Annotated in this window: 18 protein-coding genes and 1 tRNA gene; 7 read left to right on the top strand and 12 right to left on the bottom strand. The window is 64.1% G+C overall.

Annotation, left to right across the window (positions count from 1 at the left end):
• Positions 1 to 112 precede the first annotated feature (112 nt).
• The 4 genes from L0D18_RS04950 to L0D18_RS04935 all read left to right on the top strand — a co-directional run bounded on the left by L0D18_RS04950 (position 113) and on the right by L0D18_RS04935 (position 3,921).
• The gene (locus L0D18_RS04950; protein ID WP_243027819.1) at positions 113 to 1,144 is read left to right on the top strand and encodes a zinc-binding dehydrogenase; all 1,032 of its coding nucleotides are present in this window, start codon (positions 113 to 115) and stop codon (positions 1,142 to 1,144) included.
• Positions 1,145 to 1,278: 134 nt separating this feature from the next.
• On the top strand, positions 1,279 to 2,286 hold the full coding sequence (locus tag L0D18_RS04945) for an NAD(P)/FAD-dependent oxidoreductase (RefSeq protein ID WP_243027730.1): 1,008 nt from the start codon (positions 1,279 to 1,281) through the stop codon (positions 2,284 to 2,286).
• 63 nt (positions 2,287 to 2,349) lie between these two features.
• Positions 2,350 to 2,898: a LabA-like NYN domain-containing protein gene (locus L0D18_RS04940; protein ID WP_243027729.1), complete on the top strand. Its 549-nt coding sequence runs from the start codon at positions 2,350 to 2,352 to the stop codon at positions 2,896 to 2,898.
• Between the two features lie 3 nt (positions 2,899 to 2,901).
• Complete coding sequence (locus L0D18_RS04935) at positions 2,902 to 3,921, top strand: hypothetical protein (RefSeq protein ID WP_243027728.1); 1,020 nt, start codon at positions 2,902 to 2,904, stop codon at positions 3,919 to 3,921.
• Here L0D18_RS04935 and L0D18_RS04930 read toward each other — a convergent pair.
• Positions 3,918 to 4,451: a DUF402 domain-containing protein gene (locus tag L0D18_RS04930; protein WP_243027727.1), complete on the bottom strand. Its 534-nt coding sequence runs from the start codon at positions 4,449 to 4,451 to the stop codon at positions 3,918 to 3,920. The two genes, L0D18_RS04935 and L0D18_RS04930, sit on opposite strands and share 4 nt — an antisense overlap.
• Positions 4,452 to 4,477: 26 nt before the next feature.
• Complete coding sequence (locus L0D18_RS04925; RefSeq protein ID WP_243027726.1) at positions 4,478 to 4,669, bottom strand: YgaP family membrane protein; 192 nt, start codon at positions 4,667 to 4,669, stop codon at positions 4,478 to 4,480.
• A gap of 86 nt (positions 4,670 to 4,755) precedes the next feature.
• Between L0D18_RS04925 and L0D18_RS04920 the strand changes: the two genes are divergently transcribed.
• Both L0D18_RS04920 and L0D18_RS04915 read left to right on the top strand, forming a co-directional pair.
• Positions 4,756 to 4,832 (top strand) — tRNA-Ile (locus L0D18_RS04920).
• 81 nt (positions 4,833 to 4,913) lie between these two features.
• Entirely contained in the window at positions 4,914 to 5,243 is a 330-nt protein-coding gene (locus L0D18_RS04915; RefSeq protein WP_243027725.1) for a tRNA-binding protein, read from the top strand.
• Here L0D18_RS04915 and L0D18_RS04910 read toward each other — a convergent pair.
• Entirely contained in the window at positions 5,240 to 6,271 is a 1,032-nt protein-coding gene (locus L0D18_RS04910; RefSeq protein ID WP_243027724.1) for an SIS domain-containing protein, read from the bottom strand. The genes L0D18_RS04915 and L0D18_RS04910 overlap by 4 nt on opposite strands.
• Before the next feature lie 75 nt (positions 6,272 to 6,346).
• Here L0D18_RS04910 and uvrA point away from each other — a divergent pair, with 75 nt between their 5' ends.
• Positions 6,347 to 9,205: an excinuclease ABC subunit UvrA gene (gene uvrA / locus L0D18_RS04905; protein ID WP_243027723.1), complete on the top strand. Its 2,859-nt coding sequence runs from the start codon at positions 6,347 to 6,349 to the stop codon at positions 9,203 to 9,205.
• Here uvrA and L0D18_RS04900 read toward each other — a convergent pair.
• The 9 genes from L0D18_RS04900 to L0D18_RS04865 all read right to left on the bottom strand — a co-directional run bounded on the left by L0D18_RS04900 (position 9,202) and on the right by L0D18_RS04865 (position 17,789).
• Positions 9,202 to 9,840, bottom strand: a complete 639-nt coding sequence (locus L0D18_RS04900; protein ID WP_243027722.1) for a TetR/AcrR family transcriptional regulator — start codon at positions 9,838 to 9,840, stop codon at positions 9,202 to 9,204. The two genes, uvrA and L0D18_RS04900, sit on opposite strands and share 4 nt — an antisense overlap.
• Positions 9,841 to 9,865: 25 nt before the next feature.
• Positions 9,866 to 10,360 carry a hypothetical protein gene (locus L0D18_RS04895; RefSeq protein ID WP_243027721.1) on the bottom strand — a complete coding sequence of 165 codons (495 nt, stop codon included), beginning with the start codon at positions 10,358 to 10,360 and terminating at the stop codon, positions 9,866 to 9,868.
• Positions 10,361 to 10,369: 9 nt separating this feature from the next.
• Entirely contained in the window at positions 10,370 to 12,082 is a 1,713-nt protein-coding gene (locus L0D18_RS04890) for an FAD-dependent oxidoreductase (RefSeq protein WP_243027719.1), read from the bottom strand.
• Between the two features lie 41 nt (positions 12,083 to 12,123).
• The gene (locus L0D18_RS04885) at positions 12,124 to 12,978 is read right to left on the bottom strand and encodes an NAD(P)H-dependent flavin oxidoreductase (protein ID WP_243027717.1); all 855 of its coding nucleotides are present in this window, start codon (positions 12,976 to 12,978) and stop codon (positions 12,124 to 12,126) included.
• A 19-nt stretch (positions 12,979 to 12,997) separates the two neighbouring features.
• Complete coding sequence (locus tag L0D18_RS04880) at positions 12,998 to 14,401, bottom strand: glycosyltransferase family 2 protein (protein WP_243027715.1); 1,404 nt, start codon at positions 14,399 to 14,401, stop codon at positions 12,998 to 13,000.
• A complete protein-coding gene (locus tag L0D18_RS11895; RefSeq protein WP_279232184.1) occupies positions 14,398 to 14,523 on the bottom strand; it encodes a hypothetical protein in 126 nt (41 codons plus the stop codon). Before L0D18_RS11895 ends, L0D18_RS04880 begins: the two co-directional genes overlap by 4 nt.
• Positions 14,524 to 14,550: 27 nt before the next feature.
• Complete coding sequence (locus L0D18_RS04875; RefSeq protein ID WP_243027714.1) at positions 14,551 to 14,982, bottom strand: HEAT repeat domain-containing protein; 432 nt, start codon at positions 14,980 to 14,982, stop codon at positions 14,551 to 14,553.
• A gap of 267 nt (positions 14,983 to 15,249) precedes the next feature.
• Complete coding sequence (locus L0D18_RS04870) at positions 15,250 to 15,615, bottom strand: response regulator transcription factor (protein ID WP_243027713.1); 366 nt, start codon at positions 15,613 to 15,615, stop codon at positions 15,250 to 15,252.
• 11 nt (positions 15,616 to 15,626) lie between these two features.
• The gene (locus L0D18_RS04865; RefSeq protein WP_243027712.1) at positions 15,627 to 17,789 is read right to left on the bottom strand and encodes an ATP-binding protein; all 2,163 of its coding nucleotides are present in this window, start codon (positions 17,787 to 17,789) and stop codon (positions 15,627 to 15,629) included.
• Positions 17,790 to 17,823: the final 34 nt, after the last annotated feature.

Raw genomic sequence — 17,823 nt, 5'->3', positions numbered from 1 at the left:
TCTTAGCCTTACGCTGGACAGGGTACCCGCTTCTTCTGGACCCTGTCAAGGGTAGCCGTACCTTGACCCCGGCTGCCCTTCATGAAAGAATCCCCTTCATAAGGAGGCCATGATGAAGGCGGTGGTCATGGAAGCTCGAGGCGGCCCAGAGGTCCTAAAAGTAGCCGAGATGCCTACCCCCGAGCCCGGCCCCAAAGAAGTGCGGATCCGGGTAAAGGCCGCAGCCCTCAACCACCTGGATATCTGGGTAAGAAAGGGGGTAGCCAGCCCCAAGCTCCCCCTACCCCACATCCTGGGAGCCGATGCCTCGGGAGTTGTGGATGCGGTGGGCCCCGGGGTAACCGGCTTTGCCCCCGGGGACGAGGTGGTGGTCAATCCTGGCCTCTCCTGTGGCCACTGCGAAAGGTGCCTGGCCGGGGAGGATAACCTTTGCGCCAAATACGAGATCCTGGGCGAGCTCCGCTTCGGAGCCTACGCCGAGTACCTGGTGGTACCGGAGGTCAACCTTCTTAAAAAACCGCAAAACCTCTCCTTTGAAGAGGCCGCCGCCATCCCCCTCACCTTCCTTACCGCCTGGCAGATGGTGGTGGATAAACTCCAGGTACGGCCCGGGGAGGATGTTTTGGTCATGGCCGCAGGTAGCGGGGTCAGCGTGGCCGCCATCCAGATCGCCAAGCTCTTCGGGGCCCGGGTCATCGCCACCGCAGGTTCGGAGGAAAAGCTGAGGAAGGCCAAGGAGCTGGGAGCCGACGAAACCGTAAACTACACCCATCCCGACTGGCCTAAAGAGGTGCGCCGTCTAACCGGCGGCAAAGGCGCCGACAAGGTGGTGGACCACACCGGGGCCCTTTACTTTGAAGGGGTGATCCGGGCCACGGCCAATGGGGGCAGGATCGCCATCGCCGGCGCTTCCTCGGGCTATGAGGGCACCCTTCCCTTCGCCCACGTCTTCTTCCGGCAGCTTTCCATCCTGGGCTCCACCATGGGCTCCAAAAGCCGCCTCTTCCCTATCTTGCGCTTTGTGGAGCAAGGCAAGCTCCGGCCCGTGCTGGGGCAGGTGCTTCCCTTAGAGGAGGCGGCGGAGGGGCACCGGCTTCTTGAGGAACGGCGCATCTTTGGCAAAGTGGTGCTCCAGATGGGTTAGCCAAGGCGGAACCGAGGTCCCGCCTTAGGACCATAGGGAGAAGGTTATGGGATGGACCTAAGACCTTTGTCCCTTGCCGAAAGCCGCCCCTAAAGGGGTTTCCGTAAGGGTAGAATGCAGGGCGAGGTGAGGCCATGGAGCACACCGATGTGATCATCATTGGCGCAGGACCCGCTGGGCTTTTTGCGGGTTTTTACGTGGGGATGCGGGGGCTTTCCTTCCGCTTTGTGGATCCCTTGCCCGAACCCGGAGGACAACTCTCCGCCCTCTATCCAGAAAAGTACATCTACGACGTAGCTGGCTTCCCGAAGGTGTACGCCAAGGACCTAGTCCAGGGCCTGGTGGAGCAGGTGGCTCCTTTTAACCCCATCTACAGCCTAGGGGAGCGGGCGGAAACCTTAGAAAAGGAAGGAGGCTTCTTCAAAATCACCACCTCTTTGGGCAACACCTACACCGCTAAAGCGGTGATCATCGCCGCCGGGGTGGGGGCCTTTGAACCCAGGCGTCTGGGAGCTCCTGGGGAGAAGGAGCTGGAAGGCAAGGGCGTCTACTATGCGGTGAAGAACAAGGCGGAGTTCCAGAACAAGCGGGTCCTCATCGTTGGTGGAGGCGATAGCGCCGTGGACTGGGCCTTAAACCTCCTCGGCACCGCCAAGGAGATCACCTTGATCCACAGAAGGCCCCAGTTCCGGGCCCACGAGGCCAGCGTGAAGGAGCTTCTTAAGGCCCATGAGGAAGGCCAGCTTAGGGTGCTCACCCCCTACGAGGTGCGGCGGATTGAGGGGAAGGAGCACGTGGAAAAGGCAGTGATCTTCCATAACGCCACCCAAGAGGAAAAGGAGCTGGAGGTGGACGCCGTCTTGATCCTGGCAGGCTACCTCACCAAGCTGGGGCCCTTGGCCAACTGGGGTCTGGACCTGGAAAAGAACAGGATCAAGGTGGACACCACCATGGCCACCAGCATCCCGGGGGTCTACGCCTGCGGGGACATCGTCACCTATCCGGGAAAGCTGCCCTTGATCGTGCTAGGTTTTGGCGAAGCCGCCATCGCCGCCAACCACGCCGCCGCCTACGCCAACCCCGCCCTCAAGGTTAACCCCGGCCACTCCTCGGAAAAGGCCGAGGAAAAAACCCCCGCTTAGAAGGGAATACCCTTGGGGCTCCGGGCTACCCCGGGGCCCCGGTTTGTTCTAAGATGGGGGCATATGCGGGTTGCCCTTTTCATTGACGGATCCTACATGTACCTGGCCACCAAGCGCTTGGGATGGAACGTGGACCACCGCCGGGTCCTCACCCAGTTCGCCACCCCGGAGCAGCTTTACAACGCCTTTTATTATGTCCCCATCACCGACCCCGAGGACGAGCGCCAGCAGCGCTTCATAGACGCCTTGGTCTTCATGGGCTACACGGTGCGAAGCCGCCTGGTGCGGGGGGACGCCCGGTTTGAAGCTATGATGGCCACGGATCTCCTCACCACCGCTCCCCGCTGGGACCGGGCCATCGTGGCCAGCGGTTCGGGAGACCTGGCCCATACCTTTGCCGCCCTTAGGGCCTTGGGAAAGGAGATCCATCTTCTGGGCGTCCACGAGCTGGCCGACCTCGAGCTCCGCAACCAAGCAGACCGCTTCCTGAACCTGCCTGAGTGGCGGGAAGTATTGGAGAGAACCCTCGGGGGCCGCCGCACCTACGCCGGCTATCCGGTGGAGGCCACGGTGGAGATCGCCCCTGCCCCGGTGGAAGACACCCAGCCCTAGCCCATGCCCCCGGGCCCCTGGCTCGTGCTGTTGGTGGCTGGTCTCTTGTTTTTTACCCTTCCCATTCCCCCTTCCCTACCCCCTTCCCCAAGCCTTAGGGACCTTCTCCCCTATCCCAAGGAGAAGCGGGAGAGCCTGGTTAGCCTCCACCTGGCCTTAAAGGCCAGCCTGCACCAGCTTCTTGGAGAGGAAGCTGCAAGGGCCTACGACCACCTTATGCGCCTCGAGCTCAGAAACCAGCGTTCCGGCAAGCGGGCTGCCTATCCCGAGGCCCAAAGCGCCCTTTTGGCGGCCAGGCGCTGGGTAGAAGCCATCGGCCAGGCCAGGCGCGGCCAGAGGGTGAACCTGGAGGGTTTGCCCACCGCCCCCCACCACGTCCTTCCCTATGCCCGGGAGATCCGTGCCGCCGCCTTTGCCCTAGGTCTTCCCTCCGGGGTGCTGGCGGCCATCGTGGACAACGAGCAGTATGGCGGGGACAAGGCCTTGGGGCTTTCCCGGGGGGTGCGGGAAGCGGCGGATGGCCTAGCCCAAGGCCTGGCCGAGACCCAAGGCCACGCCCCCTTAAGCCGCACCCTGGGCCTGGCCCAGATGAGCTGGGAGGATGCCCTTAAGCAAGGGGACCGCCTGCGGCTTTTCGGGGCCTGGGACCCCGCTAGGCCCTTCCCCAAGACGGAGGCCGAGGCCAGAAAGGCCCTGGAAGACCCCTACCTCAACCTCCTCTTCACCGCAAGCCGCCTCCGGGGCTACTTCAACGCCCTCCTAGGCCTCCCCCCTAAGGACACCCGGCCCCTCGAGGACCCCTGGCTCTACTACCTGGGTCCCGCCTGGCACAACTACCCCCTTAGGGCCCAGAACCTGGAAACCTGGGAGGATAGCTTTCATGGCTTCTTCAAAGGCCTACTCTACCAGGTGGTCCTGGAAGGACGCTGGCACTTAGAGGGCCGCGCCCTCCTCCCCATTAAAGCCTGGGGGCCCGGGAATCAGGACCCCAGACCCAACCCCCTACCCAGCCTTACCCCCTAGATCCGCTCCAACCACGGAAGGGGTTCCCCCGGAGGCAAAACCGGCCAGCGCCCTTCTTCCATGTGGCGGAAGATGGCCTCCACCGCCCTTTCCGCCTCCTCCACCCAAGCCTTGGGGTAAAGGGGGCGCTTGGCCCAAAACTCCTCCCGGTCAAAGACCTCACAGGAGTGGTCGGCCCGGCACCTCACGTCCAGCTCGAGGTCGTACTGGCGAAAACCCTTTCCCGTCCACTCGGCCGGGGTCTGCACGTTCCAGTAGTATTCCAAAACCCGCCCCTCCCGCACGTCCGGCCCCCCGGAGTACCAGGCCCCTGGGAAAAAGGCCACGTAGGCGTCGTGGTCCAGCACCACCCTCCTACCCTTGGCCACATGGTGGAAGGTTTCCCCTTGGGGCAAAAGGGTGAGGACCCCTTCGGGGCGCACCTCCACCACCCGGGCCTCCCAGAAATAGTGCGGGCTATCTCCCGGGAACTTGTAAAACTCTACCCGCACGAGGTCCCCGGGAGCAACCGGCCAGGGCAAGGCCCCCATTCCCAAAACCCAAAGAGCCCGGTCGCTTACTTCTTGGTGCTAATGCCCAGGACCTTGTAAAGGGCGCAGAAGCCGGTAACCGCCGTGAAGAGGAGGACCACCGCCACAATGCCCAGAATCCAGTTCCAAGGGGATGCCGACTGGAAGGCGAAGTAGAAGAGGATGAGGGCCAGGATAAACCGGATCACCCTATCGGTGGTGCTCTCGTTCACCGTCATGGCTCACCTCCGCTTCCACCCTACACCTCTGGGCCCCGGATATCTAGCCCCACCCCACCTGCTATGCTAATATAGCCTTCTGGCAGGGGCCGTTAGCTCAATCGGTGAGAGCGGCCGGCTCATAACCGGTTGGTTGCAGGTTCAAGTCCTGCACGGCCCACCAGCTCCAGGACGGCAAAACCCCCGCCCCCTTGTGGGGGCGGGGATGCTTTTGGTACGGCGACCCTTCTGGCAGAATCAAAGCATGGACGCCCTGGAAGCCTTCCAAGCCCTGGATTTGCGCGTGGGCCGTATTCTTAAGGCCGAGCCCCACGAGAAAGCCCGCAAGCCCAGCTATAAGCTTTGGATAGACCTGGGTCCTTTGGGCATCAAGCAAAGCTCCGCCCAGATCACCGAACTCTACCGCCCGGAAGACCTCTTGGGCCGGCTGGTGGTGTGCGCGGTGAACCTAGGTACCCGCCTCATTGCCGGGTTTCCCTCGGAGGTCCTGGTCCTGGGGGCCAAGGATGGGGAGGGCCGGGTGGTCCTCCTCACCGTGGAGCGGGAGGTGCCCCTGGGGGAGAAGGTCTTCTAACGGGTCCGGGTCACCTTGGTGAGGTGCCGGGGCCGGTCCGGGTCCAAGCCCCGGGCCCGGGCCAAGGCCTCCGCCTTGGGGTAGAAGGCCTGGGCTAGGAGAAGAGGGGTGGTTTCGGGCTCAGAGGCCACAGGAAGCGCCAGGGGGGAATCCGCCAAAGCTAGGGCGTCGGGTTCAGGGGAGAGGACGAGAAGATGGGCTCCTTTAGCCCTTAGCCCCTCCAGGATGGCAAGAAGGGTATCCGAGGCCTCATCCTTTTGCACCAGGGCCAGCACAGGAAAGCCGGGCTCCAATAGCGCCTGGGGCCCATGGAGAAACTCCGCCGCCGAAAGCCCCTCCGCATGAAGCCCCGCCACCTCCTTGAGCTTCAAGGCCGCCTCGAGGGCCACAGGGTAGGTAAACCCCCGCCCCAGGACGAAAAGGTTTTCCCCATCCTCCAGGTAATCCAGCTCCCCCGAGGTTTCCAAGGCCCGGTGCAAGGCCTCGGGTAAGGTGGGAAGGACCTGGCGCAGGCGGGATTCCTCCACCAGGTGGGAAAGCAGGTGAAGGGTGGCGGCCAGCATGGCGAGAAAGCTCTTGGTGGCGGCCACCGCCCTCTCCTCCCCGGCATGGAGGGGAAGGACCACCTCCGCCATTCGGGCCAGGGGGCTCTCCTCCCGGTTCACCAGGGCCACCGTGAGGACACCCTGCGCCCGGTAGGCGGCCACGGCCTCCAGGAGATCCGGGCTCTCCCCGCTTTGGCTGTAGGCCAGAAGGAGCGAAGGAAAGGGCACCCGGGGCCGGGCCCGGTAGAGGGTGAGGACAGAAGGGGCCAAGGAGAGGACCGGCCATTCCAGGCGGGCCTCGAGGAGGTACTTGGCCAAAAGGGCCGCGTGGTCGGAACTGCCCCGGGCCACGGTAAGGGTAAGGCTCGGGGGACGCTTCCTCAGGAAGCGGGCCAGGCCCTGCACCTCACCCTCGTTCTCCCGAAGGAGACGCTCTATGACCTTAGGAGCCTCCTCCGCCTCGGCGCGCATCCAAGAGGCCATGAGTCCACTATAGGCCACGGGAAGCACCCCCCTGCCACCTGGTCCTTGCCAGAGGGAAGTGGTATACTTCCACGGATGGACCGCATCGTCATCCGGGGGGCACGGGAGCACAACCTCAAGAACATCAACCTGGAGCTCCCGCGGGGCAAGTTCATCGTCATCACTGGGGTTTCCGGCTCGGGCAAGAGCACCCTGGCCTTTGACACCATCTACGCGGAAGGGCAACGGCGCTACGTGGAAAGCCTCTCCAGCTACGCCCGCCAGTTCCTGGGGGTCATGGACAAGCCCGAGGTGGAAAGCATAGAGGGCCTTTCCCCCGCCATCTCCATTGACCAAAAGACCACCAGCCACAACCCCCGCTCCACTGTGGGCACGGTGACGGAGATCCACGACTACCTCCGCCTCCTCTATGCCCGCATCGGCACCGCCTACTGCCCGGAATGCGGCCGCCCCATTGAGAAGCAGTCCGCCAGCGAGATCACCGACCGCCTCTTGGGGAAACCCCCGGGAACCCGGGCCATCCTCATGGCTCCCTTGGTGCGGGGCAGAAAGGGGGAGTACCGAAAGCTCTTTGGACAGCTCATCAAGGAGGGGTACGCCAGGGTTAGGGTGGACGGGGTCATCTACCTCCTGGAAGAGGCCCAGAACCTCAACCTGGAAAAGTACGAGAAGCACGACATCGACCTGGTGGTGGACCGGGTGGCCCTTAAGGAGGAGGAACGCCCCCGCATCGCCGAGGCGGTGGAGCTTGCCCTTCTTAGGGGCGAGGGGCTTTTGCGGGTCCTTTACCCGGATAGTGGCCAAGAGGAGCTTTACTCGGAAAAGTTCGCCTGCCCCGAGCATGGGAGCGTCCTGGAGGAGCTGGAGCCCCGCATCTTCTCCTTCAACGCCCCCTACGGGGCCTGCCCCGCCTGCTCGGGCCTGGGCTACAAGCAGGAGTTTGACCCCGAGCTCATCGTAAACCCCGAGCTTTCCCTGGCCGAAGGAGCCATCCTGCCCTGGGCAAGGGGGCGGGACACGGGAAGGAGCTACCTCTGGGACCGGCTTCGGGCCTTGGCGGAGCACTTGGGGTTTGACCTGAAGACCCCCTTTAAGGACCTGCCCGAGGAGGCTAAGCAGGCGGTCCTCCATGGCCTTCCCGAGCCCTTTGAGGTGGTCTTCCGCCGGGGAGGGAAGGAAACCTTCCGGGTGGAGGTCCACTACGAGGGGGTGATCCCCTGGTTGCAGAAGCGCTATCAGGAGGCGGAATCCGAAGGGGTCAAGGAGGCGCTGGAAGGGTTTATGTCGCAAAAGCCCTGCCCGGTCTGCGGCGGCACCCGCTACAAGAAGGAGGTGCTCTCCGTAAAGGTGGCGGGCAAAAACATCGCCGAGGTTTCGGCCCTGCCGGTTCGCGAGGCCCTGGAGTTTTTCCGGGACCTCGAGGCCCATCTCCCCCCCTTCCAGGCCCAGATCGCCCGCCCCATCCTGCGGGAGATCGTGGAAAGGCTAGGGTTTTTGGTGGGGGTAGGGCTGGACTACCTCACCCTGGACCGCGCCGCCAACACCCTCTCCGGAGGGGAGGCCCAGCGGATCCGCCTGGCCACGCAGGTGGGTAGCGGCCTCACCGGAGTGCTCTATGTCCTGGACGAGCCCAGCATCGGCCTGCATCCCCGGGACAACCAGCGCCTCATCGCCACCTTGAAGCGCTTACAGGGCCTCGGCAACACCCTGATCGTGGTGGAGCACGACGAGGAGACCATGCGGGCCGCGGACTGGATCGTGGACATGGGGCCGGGGGCCGGCATCCATGGAGGGGAGGTGGTGGCCCAAGGCCCCTTGGAGGAGATTCTCCGAAGCCCCCAAAGCCTCACCGGGGCCTACCTAAGGGGAGAGAAGAAAATCCCCGTGCCCAAGGAGCGCCGGAAGGGCAACGGCAAGTGGCTGGTGCTAAGGGGAGCCCGGGAGCACAACCTGAAAGGGGTCACCCTACGCATCCCCTTGGGCCGCTTCGTGGCGGTCACGGGGCCTTCGGGCTCGGGCAAGAGCACCCTGATCCACGATGTCCTCTACGCCGCCTTGGCGCAAAGGCTCATGCGGGCCAAGACCACCCCGGGGGCCTTTGATGCCCTGGAGGGCCTCGAGCACCTGGACAAGGTCATTGAAATAGACCAGTCCCCCATCGGCCGCACCCCCCGCTCCAACCCCGCCACCTACACCGGAATCTTTGACGAGATCCGCGACCTCTTCGCCAAAACCCCCGAGGCCAGGAAACGGGGCTACGGCCCAGGCCGCTTCTCCTTCAACGTGAAAGGGGGGCGGTGTGAGGCCTGCGGGGGCGACGGCACGGTGAAGATCGAGATGCTCTTTTTGCCCGACCTCTACGTGCCCTGCGAGGTGTGCAAGGGCAAGCGCTACAACAAGGAGACCCTGGAGGTGAAGCTCCGGGGCAAGAGCATCGCCGATGTGCTGGACATGACCGCCGAGGAAGCCCTGGAGTTTTTCCAGCACGTTCCCACCATTGCCCGCAAGCTCCAGCTCATGGTGGACGTGGGCCTGGGGTACATGCGCCTGGGCCAGCCCTCCCCCACCCTTTCCGGGGGGGAGGCCCAACGGATCAAGCTGGCCACGGAGCTGGGCCGCAAGGCCACGGGCCGCACCCTCTACATCCTGGACGAGCCCACCACCGGACTTCACTTTGACGACGTGGCCAAGCTCCTGGACGTGCTCCACCGCCTGGTGGACGCCGGCAACACCGTGGTGGTCATTGAGCACAACTTGGACGTGGTGAAGACCGCGGACTGGGTCATTGACCTGGGCCCCGAGGGAGGGGACCGGGGAGGGGAGATCGTGGCCGAGGGCACCCCGGAGGAGGTAGCCCTTTCGGGAAGCCCCACGGGGCTCTTCCTGGCCAGGATCCCCGAGATCGCCGAGAGGCTAAAGGTGGCGGCGGATTAAGCCTTGGTCTTGGCGGATTTCCTGGAAACCTGGGCAGGTTGGCTGCGGGCCAGGATCCCCTCCAGGGCCAAGGACAGGGATTTGTCCAGCTCTTCCGCGAAATCCCGATTAGGGGTATAGGCCGCCCAGCGCAAGGCGACCAGGAAGTAAAGGTCAGCCAGGGTGCGACCCATGCGCTCCAGGGAGAGGTCCTGGCGCACCACCCCCTTCTCCTTTAGGGGCTTCAACACCTCCGCGATTAGATCGCCCAAAGGCAGGGCCATAAAGGCCGCCTTGGCCCGGATGGGGTCAGGGTTTAATAGCTCGTAAAGAAGAGGCAGAAGAAGGTCCTTCTCCGCTTGGGTAAAACCCGCAAGCCTCTGGAATAGGAAGCGCAGAAGGGCTAGAGGGTCTTCCCCTTGGGCCAGCCCACGCCTAACCTGCTCCCGGAGGTCAGCCAACAGGAGGCTTCCGTACTCCAGGAGCACCGCCTCCTTGTAGGGATAGTAGTTGAAGAAGGTACCCCGGGACACGTGGGCGGCTTTGGCAATGTCGCTGGCGGTGGTCTCCCGAAAACCCTGTTGGCGGAAAAGGGCCATGGCCGCCTGGAAGATGCGGTCACGGCGGCGCTTTTTCTGGTACTCCCTCACGGTCATGAAAGCAGTGTACTCCCGCCCAAACTTAAAGTTCAATCACCTTTTGGGCCCAGTCCGCTAAGGCCTGGAGGAGGGCCAAGCCTCCTAGGGTGGAATACACCTTCGCCTCCCGGTGGAAGGAGCCCTCCCCCACCTGGTACCCCTGCCTGGCCAGGGACCGGGCCACCTCCCCCGGGGCCACCACCCGGGTAGGAAGCCTCCCCACCTCGGCCAGGAAAAGGTGGGCGTTAAAGCCTAAAAACACCGCCTCCAAACCCTCCCAGATCTCCTCCAAAAAGGCCAGGTAGGTGGGGTCTTGGGCCATGCGGCCGGGCCTCCTAGCCCCGGGGATGAAGAGGGCCCTAGGAGGGGGGGCTGCGGGAAAGGCGTAGGTGGGGGTCCAGACGGAACCCGCCAGGGCTGGAGTTCCCTTCCGCCCCTTGGCCACGGTGTAGGCGGGGTATTCCAGGCGCCGAGCCGCCTCCAGGGCTAAGGCCGCCTCCAGCTCGGAAAACTCGGGGAGGAGGAGGATGGCCAGCACGTTAACCCATTATGGCAGAAGCCGGTACAAAATAACGGCGGCCTCCCCCCGGGTGACGGGATCGCCACCCGCAAGCCTGCCCTCTCCCAAGGCCTGAAGGATCTGGTTCAGCACGGACCTCCTCGAGGGCCTCTGCAACTCTCCCCGGAAAAGCTCCCGGGCCTTCAACACCACCCTGAGGCGTTCCTCGGGTCCCTTCGCCCGATAGTAGTGCTCCAGGTTAGCCAAAAAGTCCCCCAGAAGAATGGGTTCAGAAAGGCCCAGGGAACCCTTTAGGTAATAGGGGCCAGCGAACAACCCCCGCCTTAGGAGGGACACCGCCTCCCGGTACCCCGGCCTATCCGCCTCCACCCGCCCCCCCTCCGGGGAGGAGAGCCTGGCCCCCCTTTGGGCCAGCCGCTTGCGCAGGGCCTCGAGGCCCGGGGCGCTCCCGGCCAACTCGGGAAAACCGGCCAGAGGCACCTTGCCAAGCCCTGCCTGGAGGGCCTTGCGCAAGAGGGCCGCCGCCACCCCTGCCGCCTCTCCCAAAGCCATCTCTAGGGGCACCACCCGGGCGGAGAAGGCGGCCACGCTGTCAAATCCCGCCGCCTGGGAAACCACCAGCAGGTTCCTCAGCTCCTGGGGCACCAGGCTGCGGAAGGGCACCCCGTAGGGCACCGGAGTACCCAGAAGGTAAGGGGTTTCCCCAGGAAAGTAGGCCTGGCCGTCCAAGGGATAGCCTCCCAAGGCCACAGCATCGGGAAAGATCTGGCCAAGGAGGACCTCCTCGGCCTTAAGGCGGTAGAGGGCCTTAAGGTGCCGGCTTTCCCGCAGGTAAAGGGCGGGAGCTACCCCGGCTAACCGGGCCGTACCGAAGAGAAGGGGGTCCTTTTCCCGCAGATACGACACCACCCGTTCCGCTTCCAAAGCCGCCTCTGCCCGGATGCGCTCGAGGGCCAAAGGATCCGTACCCTCCACCCCAAATAGAAGGAGGGCATTCACCAGAAGGCTCCCGTCATCCTGGCGGGCCAGGTTCAAGCCCCGAAGGGCATAGCGGTTGGGATCGGAGGGGAGGTAACCCCGCACCAGACTCGCAAAGCCCCAGCCGCTTCGCCCCCAGGCCCCCGCCCCTGTACGCAGCACCTGGCCCTCGTAGTTAAGGGTTAGGAAGACGGCGCCCCAGGGAACCCCCTCCAAGCGGAAGACCAAAGTGGCCGCCATGCTCCTGGAGTCCAGACCCGTATCCTCCCGGCCCTGGGTGAAACTGGCCCCAGCGCGAAAGGCCAGGTCCGCGGTATCGCTGGCATCCACAAAGTAAGGGGCTAGAACAGGACCCTCCGGGGTCGCCACCCGGGTCAGGCGGCCCGCCTCCACCTCCACCCGGTCCAAGGAAGCCTGGAGCCTTACCTCCACCCCTGCCTCCCGGAGCATGGCCCAGAAGGCCTCCTCCGCCCGCTTCACATGGAAGGAAGCCTCCTGCCCGATGCGGCGGTAAAAGTCGCGAAAGAGACCTCCTTGGAGAAGACCCTCTTGGTCCTTGGCCAGGTCCAGGGTGGCCAGCCACCCTTGGGTGAGAACCCCCCCTACTCCCCGGCCGGGTTCCAGCAAAAGCACCCTAAGGCCCTCTTGGGCTGCAGCCACCGCCGCCGTCACCCCCTGGGGGGTGGCGCCGTAGACCACCAGGTCGTACTGGGCCCAGGCCAGATTCCACCCTAAAACGAAGGCTAGGAGAAGGAAGCGCATAGGCCAATGGGCCTTCCCCACCCAAGGCCCCGGATAGCATCTTATGGAAGGTTGGCCTTGGCCTCCTGATACTCCACCACCAGCCGGGCCACCACCTCCTTGGCGGAAGGAAGGTCCCGGATGAACGCCACCCCGTGCCCGGCGGAGTAGACCTCCTTCCAGGCCTTACCCCCACCCTGGCGGAAGCGCTCCAAGGATTCCCGGAGGAAGTTGGCGGGCACCCCGGTGACCTCGGGGGTGTACTGGATATCCTCGGGGGTGGCCCTAAGCAGGGCTTCCTTGTACTCTAAAGGGGCCTCGGACTCCACGGTGGCGATAAAGCGGGTGCCGATGTAGGCCCCATCCCCTAGGGCCAAGGCCGCTAAAAGCTGCCTCCCCGTGGCGATTCCCCCAGCGATGAGCACCGGCACCCCGAGTTCCTCCCGAAGCCAAGGTCCCAAGACAAAGGGGCTCACGGTCCCCGCATGCCCCCCGGCCCCGCTGGCCACGGCCACCAGGGCATCAGCCCCCGCCTCTACGGCCTTTCTCCCGTGCCTCAGGCCCACCACATCGCACCAGACCACCCCGCCATAGGCCTTAACCCGTTCCACCACCCGGGTGGGATCCCCCAAGGAGGTGACCACCAGGGGCACCCGGCGCTCGGCCACCGCCTCCAGGTCCTCCTCGAGGCGGGGGTTGTCCTTGAGGATCAGGTTGACCCCAAAGGGAAGGCCTTGGGGAAAACCCTCCAGGAACTCCCGAAAGGCCCCATGGGTGCGGAAGTTGAGGCTGGGAATCACCCCAATGCCCCCGGCTTCGGCCACGGCCTGGAGAAGCCTAGCCCCGGACACCAGGAACATGGGGGCGGCCACGATGGGATAACGGATGCCCAGCATGCGGGTGATGGCGGTTTCCATAGGAGGGATTTTACTGGGTTCAAAACCCCACCCCCTTCCGCCGCATCTCCCCCCACACCCCCCGTTTGCGCCATACCTGGAAGGTGGCCAAAAAGCGTTCCAGGGCCAGGATCTGTCGGTAACCCAGGCCCTCGAGGAGGGCCAAGAAGAGGAGGACCACCCAGTCCCAAAGCCGGGGATAACGCCTAAGAAGCAGGGTTTCCATGCCCACCGTCAGCTGGGAGAGGAGCACCCCATACCCCACGGCCCAAAGGAGGAAGAGAAGGGCAAACTCGCGATTAAAGAGGCCAAAGAAGTAAAAGACCGGCATGAGGGCGTAGCCCAAAACTTCCACCACGGGAGCCAGGGCCTCAAAGAGGAAGAAGTAGGGCATGGCCACCAGGCCCAGGCGTCCGTACCTGGGATTGAAGAGCATGACCCGATGGTTCCAAAGGACCTCCCACAGGCCCCGGTGCCAACGGTTCCGCTGCCTCCTTAAGGTGGCCCAGTCCGCAGGCACCTCCGTATAGCAGATGGGGTCTGGAGTGTAAAGGATGCGGTACTCCCTTCCCTCCTCCCGGGCCCGGCGGTGAAGGCGGACCACCAGCTCCATATCCTCCCCCACGGTGTCCGTGCGATACCCCCCCACCCGCAAGGCCTCCTCCCGCCGGAAAAGGCCAAAGGCCCCGGAGACGATGAGCAAAGCCCCCATGGCGCTCCACCCCGCCTGCCCCATGAAAAAAGCCCGGGCGTACTCTATCACCTGCATGCGCTCCAAAAACCCTTGGGGAAGGCGCAGGGTCTCCACAATACCCTCACGCACCACAGCCCCATTCAAGGGCCTTATCGTCCCCCCCACCGCCAATACCCGGTCATCCTCCAAGAAAAGGCGGCTCGCCCGTAAAAGGGCCTGGGCATCCAGGAGGCTATCCGCATCCACGGCGCAGAACAGGGGATACCGGGCCAGGTTCAGCCCAGCGTTAAGGGCATCGGCTTTGCCCCCGTTTTCCTTGTCCACCACGATAAGGTTAGGGTATACCAATGAGCGGTACACGGCCCGAACGGGCTTGGTGGGAAGGGCCCGACGGTACACCCATTCCACCTCCATCAGGCGGAAGGCCTCCTTGAGCACCTCCAGGGTCCGATCCTTGGGCCCGTCCGCCACCACGATCACCTCAAACTCCGGGTAATGCAAGGCCAAAAAGGAACGCACCGAGTGGGCGATGGTCTTCTCCTCGTTGTAGGTGGGGACCAGGATGGATACGGGCAGGTAGGCCTCGCGCTCCAAGAGGTCCTTCAGGGAAAGCTCAGAAAGCTCCCGGGCATACCGGGCCACCATCCCCAGGCCAAAGAAGGCGAAAAGGGTATAAAAGAAGTTCAAAAGGGCGAAATACCACAGGATCACCACCTGGTAAAAGAACAAGAAATCCAAAAGGAGGTTCACGCCGCCTCCCGTAATACCTGCTGGGCCATGGCCCGGCCAAAGGGATCGGGGTGGCGTTCCGCAGCCTGGGCCAGAAAGCCCTTGTTCATCTGCAAAAGCCCTTCCGCCGCCGCCCGGCGCACGTAAAAAGAAGGGTCAGAAAGCGCCTTTCACAAGGCTCGCTGGGCCAGATCGTTCCCCAAAAGGGCCATGAGCCGGGCGGCATGGGCCCGCAAGAACTCCCGTTCATCCTTCAAGGCCGCCAGCAAAAGCCCCTCGTAGCCCTGGGGTGGGTAGCGCAGGCGGTAAAGGGCACGCATGGCCGCCGCCTTAAGCTCTGGATCCGCCTGGTCTAAGAAGGGAAGGACCCTTTCCACCAAGGGCACCAGCTTAAGCCGGCCCACAGCCTCCAGGGCCGCCCAAACCTCCTCCCCACCACCTTGGGAAAGCAAATACTCCACCACCGGCTCCGCCCGGTCTTCCAGAAGGAGGAGCACCTCCAAAAGGGCCCCCCGGGGTAAGGCGCCTTCCAAAAGGGCGTTAGCCAAGTCCAAGAGCCCTTGCCCCTGGGCCACCCGGGCCCCAGCCCGGGCCGCCGCCAAACGCAGGACGGGGTCCGGGTGAGCCAGGTCTCGTACAGTTTGCCCTCATAAGACTCACGGCTTGCGGTATAGGCGTGGTAGAGCAAGATATATGCGGAAAGAAGACTCAGGGCTACGCCGGTGAGGAGGAGGGCGCAAAAAAGCGCTTGGTAGGCCACGGGGTAACCGAAGAGGTTGAAAAGCCTTCCCGAGAAAACCGCCACCAAGCCTCCCAAAGCCAGGCTTTCCAGGACCACCACAAGGAAGACCAGAAGGGCATAAAGCCTCTCACCGCGCCGCCACATACTTCTCCAGGCGCTTCAGGAGGTCACTGGGACTGAAGGGTTTGGTGAGGTACTCCTGGGCCCCCAGGGCCTGGGCTTCCTTTAGGCTCCGCTCTTGCTTCAGACCCGAAAGAACCAGGACGGGGGTGGCCTTGTGAAGCTCTTTTCGCAAGTAGCGAAGAAGGTCCAAACCAGAACCCCCCGGCAGGTTGATGTCCAAAACGATGGCGTCCCAATCCTCGGCCAAAGCTGTCTTGGCCGTGGGATAGTCTTTGGCCAGATGGGGTTGGTATCCTTGCCGCATAATGGCCATGGTCAAAACCCTAGCCACGGCAGGATCGTCCTCCACCACAAGGATGCGCTTCCCCATCCCCCTCCACCTCAGGGAATCCGCTTTAGCAAAGCCTCCACCTCAGGGTCTGGATTCCGCCTAAGCTCCTCCAGCAAAAGCCCCCTGGCCTCGGCTGCCTTCCCCTGTTCCAAAAGGGCCTTGGCCAAGGTGAAGCGGGCCAGGGGATAGTTGGGCTCCACCGTTAACACCTGCCGGGAAAGGAGTTCCGCCTCCTTGGCCCGGCCCAAGGCCAGGGCCACCTCGGAAAGTCCCCAGCGGGCATCCAGGTTGCCGGGGTCTTCCCTAAGCACCTTCCGGTAGCTCTCCTCCGCTTCCCCATAACGCTTCAGGTGGTAGAGGAGCCGGGCGTAGCGCACCCGGGTATCAGGGCTATCCAAAAGGGCTAGGGCCTTCTCGTAAAGGGGCTTAGCCTCGCCATGGCGGCCTTGGAGGTAAAGGGCAAAGGCCAGCTCGCCCAAGGCCTCGGCATCGTCCGGGAAAGCGGATAGCGCCTGGCGCAAAAAGGCCTCCGCCCCAGCCGGGTCCTGGGGAAGCCTCTTCCGACCCTCGTAAAAGCTTTTCCGTTCCCGGAAGGGCACGGGGTCCGAGGGGTAGCCCTCGAGGCCCAGCTCATCCAAGGCCATGGCCCGCACCTGGCTCATGCGGTCCGCCTGGGGCAGGTAGCGGAACACGTTACCCTCCACCCTGGCGGAAAGGACCACGGCATCCCCGCTCCGAACCTCCACCCGGAAGGCCCGGGTCCCCTCGGGGCCCAGCATGCGGAACACCACCTCTCCCTCCGAACCCGGCGCCGGGCGCACCAGGGGAGCAGGAAGAAGCTTTCGCCTAACCCCCGTTCCCAGAACCGCTCCTTCCCCGGCAGGAAGCCTTTCCTGCCCCAAGGCCACCTTTCCCCGGTAAAGGGAAAGGCGGGCCCCGCTTTCCCGGGAAAGGCGCAGGTGGGTCCCCGTGGGCCGCACCTGGCCCTCGGGGGTGGAAAGGGCCAAGGGCACAGGGGCCTCCCGCACCGCCTCCACCCCTCCCCTTTCCAGGCGCACCTGCACCCTCTCTCCCCCACCCCAAAGGCTCCGCCAACGCCGGGCCTCCCCGTGAGCCTCAGGGCTAAAGGCCAGCTCCAGCCCAGGAAGCCGTACCACCTCCCCGGCCGGTACCCGGCCGAAGGCCTGGGAACCCAAGGGGGCGGGGAAGATGGGCACGCGGGCCAAGGCGATCAGGGCCACCATCAAGAGAAGAAGCCTTCCCACCGGGGCCCTTTGGCCCGGCCGGGGCCTGGGCAGGAGGAGAAAGAAGGTGCTCCCCCGGCCTACGCGGCTCCTTAGACGGACCTCGCCCCCATGGGCCTCGAGGACCCGCTTCACCAGGGCAAGACCGAGCCCCGTACCCTCCGCTTCGCCCCGGGTGGAGGCACGGTAAAAAGGTTCAAAGACTCTGCCCTGCTCCTCTTGGGGGATACCCGGACCCGTATCGGAGACCGCAATCCCATACCGGTCCCTTCCCACCAGGAGGCGCACGGCCACCCTACCCCCCTTCGGGGTGTACTTCACCCCATTGTTAAGGACGTTCAGCACTGTCTGGTAGAGCCATTCCCGGTCCCCATACACCCAGGCCTCCCGTTTCGGCAGGACCAAGCGGAGCTGGATTCCCTTCCTGCCGGCCAAGGGCCGTATCTCGTCGGCCACCTGGCGGAGAAGGGCCTTTAGGTCTACCCGCTCGCTTTTGAGCCGAACCCCCTGGCCCAGGCGTAGGTATTCCTGAGCTTTCTGCAGAAGCTCTTGAATACGACGGGCACTCTTTTCGGCAATGGCCAGAAGTTCCTTGCCTTCCTGGGGAAGACCTTCGGTCTCTAAGGCAAGCTCCAAGGCTCCCAGAACGCTCATCAAGGGGTTCTTGATCTCGTGGAGGAGGAGACCCAGAAGCCTCGCGCTTTCCTCCTGGCTTCTTAAGAGGGCGAGCTCCCGCTCCCTTAGCTCCAAAACCTCCCGAAAGACCTGAAGGAGAAGCCGCAGGGCCTCCTGGACCTCCCGGGAAGGGGGCGGTCCCTCCCAGTAAAGGGCGAGGTCCCCTTCTTCAAAAAGCTTCTCGCCCCGCAAGGGCCCCTCGGGAAGGACCTCACCCCGGAAGAAAACCCGCACCGGGTAGCGGCGGAGGACCTCCGCCAGAAACCCTAAGTGAGCGGGCGGCGCCTTTACCATCTACTCCACGCTACTCGAGGCCCTTGAAAGGCCT

The sequence above is a fragment of the Thermus albus genome (assembly GCF_022760855.1).
Taxonomy (GTDB): Bacteria; Deinococcota; Deinococci; order Deinococcales; family Thermaceae; genus Thermus; species Thermus albus.
Note: the sequence above shows the minus strand (reverse complement) of the source record. Positions and strands in the feature narration are given on the sequence as shown.